At 38.3% G+C, this 2,622-nt stretch carries 4 protein-coding genes and 1 tRNA gene; all 5 read right to left on the bottom strand.

Annotated elements, in window-relative coordinates:
- Window positions 1–968, bottom strand: a 968-nt coding sequence (gene tilS, locus ACKI5B_RS10200) for a tRNA lysidine(34) synthetase TilS (protein ID WP_407428392.1), incomplete at its 3' end; no start/stop codon positions are given.
- A 62-nt stretch (window positions 969–1,030) separates the two neighbouring features.
- Window positions 1,031–1,582, bottom strand: a complete 552-nt coding sequence (locus ACKI5B_RS10195; protein ID WP_407428390.1) for a 50S ribosomal protein L25 — start codon at window positions 1,580–1,582, stop codon at window positions 1,031–1,033.
- 106 nt (window positions 1,583–1,688) lie between these two features.
- Window positions 1,689–1,761: transfer RNA gene (locus ACKI5B_RS10190), tRNA-Gln, on the bottom strand.
- A 60-nt stretch (window positions 1,762–1,821) separates the two neighbouring features.
- On the bottom strand, window positions 1,822–2,100 hold the full coding sequence (spoVG, locus tag ACKI5B_RS10185) for a septation regulator SpoVG (RefSeq protein ID WP_407428388.1): 279 nt from the start codon (window positions 2,098–2,100) through the stop codon (window positions 1,822–1,824).
- 28 nt (window positions 2,101–2,128) lie between these two features.
- The coding region (locus ACKI5B_RS10180) for a 4-(cytidine 5'-diphospho)-2-C-methyl-D-erythritol kinase (protein WP_407428386.1) at window positions 2,129–2,622 on the bottom strand (494 nt) is incomplete at its 5' end.

Genomic DNA, 2,622 nt, shown 5'->3' with positions numbered 1-2,622 from the left:
AGATTTTCGTAAGAAATTTTGTTAGTTTTTTTATTCTGCCATTGAAGCACTTCTTCAAAAAGCTTAAAAGGAAACCTGCCGCCAAACCCGGCTTTATTTAAGGCTGAAAAAAACACACGCCTTTTTAAGGAATCATGAAGCGAATAAAAAAAGTCACGGTTAACTGTTGAATCATAACGGTTTACAGGACAACAGTTTTTTATAAAATCTTCATCATCTTTTGTTTTTTTTGCTGCCATTAATACCGGTTTATGCCATCCGGTAAAGTTTTCATTTAAAAAAGGAACTAGAACATTCCGGATTTTATTCCGAAAATATTTTATATCAAAATTGGTTGCATCAGTCCGCCATTTTTGATTTTTTTCGGTTAAATAAACTTCAATTTCATCCCGAGAAATATCCAGCAGAGGACGGATAAATTTTCCCCGCACCCGTTCAATTCCGCCCATTCCTTCGGTTGAACTTCCCTGTAAAAAACGCATCAGAAGAGTTTCTGTCTGATCATTTTGATTGTGAGCCAGAGCAAGATTACAGAGATTTTTTTGTCTGATAAAAGATTCAAAAAAATTGTAGCGGAAAACGCGGGCTGTTTCTTCGATACTTTTTTTAGTTTCTGCTGACTTTTTTGAAATTTCACCGTAAGGAATTTTTAAAATTTCACATGAAATTTTATAATTTTTGCACAACTGCTCTACAAAAGCAGCATCTCCGCCGCTTTCTTCTTCACTTCTTATTCCATGGTCTATTGTAATAACACAGATATTTTCATTTCCGAAAATCGCATTCAGTGAAAGCAAAAGAGACACAGAATCAGCCCCGCCGGAAACTGCAATTCCCAAAGGCGTTGATTTTGAAACTGTTTTTTCCGAAATGCCGCAAAACACAAGCCCTTCAAGAACTTTTCTTTCAAAAGAATTGAGATTTTTTAATTTTGCAAGCGGAAAATAATTATCTGTATTTTTCTGCATTCAGCTGCCTCAAAATAAAAAAATCCCCCGCCATACGAGGGATTTTTATCAGCAATTTATGATTAGCGGGCTGGTGCTACGCTGATAAGTGAATCTTCACCATTTGTAAGAACAGTAACTTTGTCACCAAGGTTCATATCTTTTACGCGGAAAATGTCACCAATATTGATTGGAGAAACATCGATTACGATGCGTACAGGCAAATCCTTTGGTAAAGCCTTAATTTTAACTTCAGGAACATGCTTAACCATAAAGCCGCCTTTAAGAACACCAGCTGCTGTACCAGAGTACTGGATTTTGTATGAGCGGACAACCGGCTTTTTGTTAGAAACAGCCAGGAAATCAGCATGAAGAACCTGATCTTTCATGATGTTGTATTCTGTGTCACGGATGAAAGCATCGTATTTTTTACCTTCAACATCGAGAGTAACTAAAGTTGTGCTTGTGATTGAGCGCCATACTTTGTTGAACTGAACTGAATCAACTGTAATTGATGTTGCTTTTCCTGCTTCATCATAAACAACTGCAGGAATACGACCTTCTGCACGGATTGCGCGTGCTGCTTTTTTGCCAGTTTCTGAGCGTTTTTTTGCTTCGATAACCAACTGTTCCATTTGTATAACTCCTAAAATTCTGGAAACAATGCATGAAGCAAAATGATGCTTTGATTAAAAAAATCTAACCCCATCGTTCATCACGCCAGAGTTTCCATAAAATTAACTGGGCCGACAGGATTCGAACCTGTGGAATGATGGCACCAAAAGCCATTGTCTTACCGCTTGACGACGGCCCAAAATATATTAATCTGCAGGTAAAATTTCCTGCAGAAAAAATATTTCAGTCTGACTAAAAATTAGTCTTCCCCAGCACTTTCATCGAAGTGCCCGGCATTATACTCTGAAAGTATCTTGTCTTGCAAGGCATTTCTAAAATCAGCACTGATAGGATGAGCTACATCCTTATATTCGCCATTAGCAGTTTTTCTGCTTGGCATTGCAATAAAAAGCCCGGACTGGCCTTCGATAACTTTCACATTGTGAACAACAAAGCAGTTGTCAAAAGTGACAGTTACATAAGCCTTAAGCTTTCCCTCAGCCGTTACTTTTCGGATTCTTAATTCAGTGACTTCCATTTGCTAGTCTCCTTTAGCAGCTATAACTTCAATGTGTAAGAACACATTTCCATTTTTTATGACATTCCTCGAAAGCCTTTTTTGCAGCAAGATCTGATTCGAAAACGCCAAAAACTGTAGCTCCTGAACCGGACATTTCTGCCCAGTCAGCACCATATTTTTTAATATCCCGCAACGCTTCACCAACGGCAGGATATTGACTCACAATAGCAGGAGTGAAGGAATTAGCAAAATTCCATTCTTTTACTGAACCGTAATATAAACTCTTCAACTCCGAAAAATCAGGACAAATAACACTCCGGCCTGATTCATGCGCTTTATCAACCAGAGAATAAGCTTCCTTTGTGGAAGAATGTACTTCTGGAAAAATCAGCAGAAAACTTAGATTTGTTCGCGGAGTAACAGGTTCAACAATTTCTCCACGGCCAGAAACTAAGGCACAGCCACGACCATTCTGAAAAAAGCCGCTTTTTAGAAAGAAAAACACATCACTGCCAACTTCACCGGCAACATAATCTGACA

Source organism: Treponema sp. (assembly GCF_045657965.1).
Lineage (GTDB): Bacteria > Spirochaetota > Spirochaetia > Treponematales > Treponemataceae > Treponema_D.
The sequence above is the reverse complement of the archived record's forward strand: the minus strand, read 5'-3'. Positions and strand labels throughout refer to the sequence as shown.